We start from the raw sequence: 4,780 nt of genomic DNA on the forward strand, positions 1-4,780 counted from the left end.
GGGGCGACTCGTGGTTGAAGAGGATGCCGGTGCAGGCGAAGAGCTGGTAGGCCTCGCGGTAGTTGGCCACCTCCCAGAAGGCGGTCGCCTTGGCCACCGCGTAGGGGCTACGGGGGCGGAAGGGGGTCTCCTCGGCGGCCGGCTCCCCGCCGGTGTTGCCGAAGCTCTCGCTGGAGCCCGCGTTGTAGAGCTTCACCGGACGGCCGATGAAACGGATGGCCTCCAGAAGGTTCAAGGTGCCGACGCTGATGCTCTCCAGGGTTTCCACCGGCTGATCGAAGGAGAGCCCCACCGAGCTCTGCCCCGCGAGGTTGTAGACCTCGTCCGGGCGCACCTTGGCGAGCAACTGCAGCACGCTGCGGAAGTCGTTGAGCGCCATGGAGTGCAGGGCGAGCTCCGACTTGATCCCCAGCCGGGCGAGGTTGCCGAAGCCCGCCACCTGCGCGTCGCGCGCGGTGCCGTGCACCTCGTACCCCTTGTCGAGCAGGAGACGGGCCAGATAGCTCCCGTCCTGCCCGGAGATGCCGCAGATCAGCGCCTTTTTAGCCATTGGCCCGTTTTTCCTGCTCGGCGAGCTGCAGGTCGGAGTCGGTCATCATCTCAACCAGCTTGTCGAAGCTGGTCTTGAGCTCCCACTTCAGCTCCCGCTTGGCCTTGGAGGGGTCACCCAGAAGGAGGTCGACCTCGGCCGGACGGAAGTAGCGCGGGTCGATCCTGATCACGGTCTTGCCGGTGCGGCTGTCGATCCCTCTCTCCTCGACCCCGTGGCCGTCCCACTCAAGCGGCATCCCGAGGCGGGCGAAGACCTTCTCGGCGAAGGTGCGCACCATGTAGGTCTCGCCGGTGGCGATCACGTAGTCGGAGGCCTCCTGCTGCTGGAGCATCAGCCACATCGCCTCCACGTAGTCACCTGCGAAGCCCCAGTCGCGCTTGGCGTCGACGTTGCCCAGGTAGAGGCAATCCTGCAGTCCGAGCTTGATGCGGCCGGCGGCGCGGGTGATCTTGCGGGTCACGAAGGTCTCGCCGCGGCGCGGGGACTCGTGGTTGAAGAGGATGCCGTTGCAGGCGTACATCCCGTAGCTCTCGCGGTAGTTCATGGTGATGTAGAAGGCGTAGGCCTTGGCGCAGGCGTAGGGAGAGCGCGGGTAGAAGGGAGTGGTCTCCTTCTGCGGGGTCTCCACCACCTTGCCGTACAGCTCCGAGGAAGAGGCCTGGTAGAAGCGGGTGTTGAGGCCGGTCTCGCGGATCCCCTCCAGGATGCGCACGGTGCCCAAGCCGTCTACCTCGCCGGTGTACTCGGGGACGTCGAAGGAGACGCGCACGTGGCTCTGCGCGCCCAGGTTGTAGATCTCGTCCGGGCGGATGTTGCGCAGCAGGGTGTTGATCGAGCTCGCATCGTTCAGGTCGCCGTAGTGCAGGAACATCTTGACCCCGGTCTCGTGCGGATCGCGGTAGAGGTGGTTGATGCGGCCGGTATTGAAGGAGGAGGAACGGCGGATCATGCCGTGAACTTCATACCCTTTGCTGAGCAAAAGCTCCGCCAGATAGGATCCGTCCTGACCGGTGATACCGGTGATGAGTGCTTTTTTCATATGAACTCCTGTAGGTCTCTCTGAGAATTACTAAGAGCCGGACTGGCTGAGAGCCCGGCGATAGTGGTTGATGGTTACGTCGGCGCAGGCCTCCCAGGAAAACAGGGTGGCGCGCCGGCGCGAGCGGCCGGCGAGTTGCTCGCGCAAGGCGCCGTCGTTGAATAGCTGCAGCATGGCCTGGCAAAGTGCGTCGTTGTCCAGCGGCGCCACCTGGATGCCCGCCTCCCCCACCACCTCCGGCAGCGAGGAGGTGTTGGAGCTGATCACCGGGGTGCCGCACTGCATGGCCTCCAGCGGCGGCAGGCCGAACCCCTCGTAGTGGGAGGGGTAGACGAAGGCGAGAGCGCCCGAGTAGAGCGGCGCGAGGTCATCATCCTCGACGTAGCCGGTGACGATGATCCGCTCTTCCAGCCCCTTGGCGCCGGCGATCTCCTGGAAGATCCGGTCGAAGTCCCACCCCTTGGCCCCTGCCAGCACCAGCGAGCAGTCGGCGAGCTTTTCCTCGCGCACCAACCGGACGAAGGCCTTGATGGTCGACTCGATGTTCTTGCGCGGCTCCAGGGTCGCCACGCTCAGGAAGTAGGGGCCCTCCGGGATGCCGTACTGCCGCCGGACCCGCCGGAGATCGGCCTGGTCGTCGCAGCGGTAGAAGAGGGAGGAGGCGCCCAGCGGCACCACCGCCACCTTGTCGGCGTCGACGCGAGGGTTGTGGTTAAGGAGGTCGTTCTTGGTCGCCTCCGAGATGCAGAACACCCAGGTGTCCTGGTCGATGCTTGCCATCACCTGGTTCAGCAGGTGATCCTCCCTGAACTCGAAGTACTGCGGGAACAGGATCGGGATCAGGTCGTAGACCGTGATGAACTTCTGGCAGCCGCCAAGCCCCGCCGGCAGCGGGTGAAACGGTGAATGGAAGATGTCGCACGATTGCAGGCTGCGCTGCTGCGCATCGCGGTAGAGGCGTTTGAGCAGCTGCTGCGCGACCCCCACCAGCTCGCGGGCCACCTTCAGCCCCTGCTTTGCCGGGAAGCCGTGCTCCTTGCTCATGCGGCTCAGGTCGCTCTTCGCGGTCTCCACCTTGAGCAGGGGCCCCGGATAATAGAGCGGGATGCCGGCCAGGCTCGGGGAGCTGTCGCGATACTGGACAGCGCCGCTCGGATAGAAAAGCGCCGAGAACTCCAGCTCCACCTCGGGCCTGGTGCTGAGCTGCTGCACGAGCTGCTCTACCACCCTGAACACGCCGGTTCTGGCCCTGGGGTTGACGACGGAGGCCCCCAGCACGGAAATGTCGTACTTAACTCTCAACGATCTCTCCGTCTCACTGCGTGCTCTTCTTGTCGCGCTGCAGTTCCCACAGCAGGGCGTACTTCATGAAGATGTAGATGCCGTTGGCGACGGAAACCAGGAAGCCGGGGAGGCCGTCCAGAAATCCCCTCTTGAGGATGTAGTGCTTGAAGAAACCGTGCAGGGGGTTCAGGAGCAGCTTGCCGAGACTTGGGCGCTTCCCTCCCCTTTTGTACGACTGGGCGCCGGTCGCGGCGTAGCGCACCGTGCGCTCGAAGAAGTCGCGCAGGTCCCGGAACGAGTAGTGGTGCAGGTCCCCTTTGAGCGGGAGCACCTCTCCGCGCACCACCAGCGTCTCGTGCAGGTCGAGCCCCTCCCATTTCCCGGCGCCGCGGCGCAGCAGGCGCGCGTTCCAGTCCGGGTACCAGGCGTGCTTGATCCACCGGTCCAGGAAGAAGGTCAGCCGGTTGACCCGGTAGCCGTCGGCCGCCGGGGCGGCGAGCGCCTCCTTGAGCGAAGCGGCGAGCTCCGGCGAGACGACCTCGTCGCAGTCCAGGAACAGGATCCACTCGCCGGAGCACTTCTCCAGGGCGGAGTTCTTCTGGTCCACGTAGCCTTTCCAGGGCTCCACGTAGACGGCGGCCCCCAGAGACTGCGCGATCTCCACGGTGCGGTCGGTGGACAAGGAATCGACCACCACGATCTCGTCGGCAATCGGCTTGACCGCCTCGATGCAGCGGGCGATGTTGTCTTCTTCGTTGAAGGAGATTATTGCTACGGAGAGCTTGTAGGAAGAGCGCACGTTACCTGATTCAATTCCGCCGACAGCCGGTGAGCCTGTTTCAGTTAAAGCCATAGCGCCGGCGGTCCTTGCAGTTTGCCTGAGATTCGAACATGTGAGACCCGATTGCGAAGTCCAGACAGAGCGGAAGCAAAGAGATCATCGCGAAAAGAGCTGATTTTACGGCTGAACACTATAGCATCGGCTGTGAGTAAGCGTCAACGAAATTCCGGGCAATGAGACAGTCCGAAACAGCGGCTAAGAGCCGGAGCCACCGGATTCACCAGCTATGATTTCAAGCAGATGCCCGGCGCTGTGCTCCTGCTGAAGGGCGAGGCCGGCGCGGCGGGCGTTGGCCTGGTAGCGGGGGTAATCGTCACGGATACGCAGGCTCGCCTGCAGAAGCGCCTCCGGCGCGGGCGAATCCACCACCACCCCCGCCTCGAAGCGCTCCACCACCCGTCCCATCCAGGTGCCGGCCAGGGTCACCACCGGCGCCCCCATGGAGAGGCCGTCCAAGGTGATGCCGCTGATGCGGTCGGCGAAGGCCGCCACATCGTAGGGCTGCAGGCAAATGGCCCCCTCGAACATGGCGAAGTAGGCCTCCGGGGAGAGGGTCTCCGGGGTGAGCATCAGCTGCGGGTAGTCGATGGCGGAGAGTTTCTGCAGCGCCTTGCCGGTCTCCGGATCGTGTCGGTCGTAGTGGTCCCCGGAAGTCTGCAGGGCGACCGGCAGCGACTGGCGCCGCTCAGCCAAGAGGGCGAGCACATCTACCACGTGGTGGAAACCCTTGTCGGCACGGGCCGCACCGGCGAAGAGCAGGTGCCGGAACGGATGCACGGTGGACTCCCGGTTATCGCGCGGGGTAATGGGATAAGGGACCACGGTTACGTGTTTGAAGCCGCACTCCCGGAAGACGTCCACCACGCTCGCCGTCGGCCCCATCACCACCAGTTCGGGGTGGCGCTGGGCAATCTTTCTGAAGAAGGCGAGCTTCTTCGGGCTGGGACGCATCCAATGGAAAAAGCAGAACACCCGGCCAGCAGCACCGACAGGATGCCGGATACGATCAGCGAAGCCAGCGCCAGCCACAGCCATGCGCGTGCCAGCGTGCGGCGTTCGTCGC

At 64.5% G+C, this 4,780-nt stretch carries 5 protein-coding genes; all 5 read right to left on the reverse strand.

Annotated features, from left to right (window positions below; all coding sequences use genetic code 11):
- The coding region (locus VJ604_RS11045; protein WP_324082463.1) for a GDP-mannose 4,6-dehydratase at positions 1-550 on the reverse strand (550 nt) is incomplete at its 3' end.
- Positions 543-1,592: a GDP-mannose 4,6-dehydratase gene (gmd, locus tag VJ604_RS11050; protein ID WP_324082465.1), complete on the reverse strand. Its 1,050-nt coding sequence runs from the start codon at positions 1,590-1,592 to the stop codon at positions 543-545. The genes VJ604_RS11045 and gmd, both read right to left, overlap by 8 nt.
- A gap of 30 nt (positions 1,593-1,622) precedes the next feature.
- Positions 1,623-2,894, reverse strand: a complete 1,272-nt coding sequence (locus VJ604_RS11055) for a glycosyltransferase family 4 protein (RefSeq protein WP_324082466.1) — start codon at positions 2,892-2,894, stop codon at positions 1,623-1,625.
- Positions 2,895-2,907: 13 nt separating this feature from the next.
- Entirely contained in the window at positions 2,908-3,729 is an 822-nt protein-coding gene (locus tag VJ604_RS11060) for a glycosyltransferase family 2 protein (RefSeq protein ID WP_324082469.1), read from the reverse strand.
- 183 nt (positions 3,730-3,912) lie between these two features.
- A complete protein-coding gene (locus VJ604_RS11065) occupies positions 3,913-4,668 on the reverse strand; it encodes a glycosyltransferase family protein (RefSeq protein ID WP_324082470.1) in 756 nt (251 codons plus the stop codon).
- Between the last annotated feature and the right edge of the window lie 112 nt (positions 4,669-4,780).

It is taken from the genome of Geomonas sp. (assembly GCF_035254065.1).
Taxonomy (GTDB): Bacteria; Desulfobacterota; Desulfuromonadia; order Geobacterales; family Geobacteraceae; genus Geomonas.

Excerpts from the sequence above, each read along its gene's own strand:
- VJ604_RS11060 (WP_324082469.1), bottom strand. The coding sequence starts at position 3,729 with ATGGCTTTAACTGAAACAGGCTCACCGGCTGTCGGCGGAATTGAATCA.
- VJ604_RS11065 (WP_324082470.1), bottom strand. The coding sequence starts at position 4,668 with ATGCGTCCCAGCCCGAAGAAGCTCGCCTTCTTCAGAAAGATTGCCCAG.
- gmd (WP_324082465.1), bottom strand. The coding sequence starts at position 1,592 with ATGAAAAAAGCACTCATCACCGGTATCACCGGTCAGGACGGATCCTAT.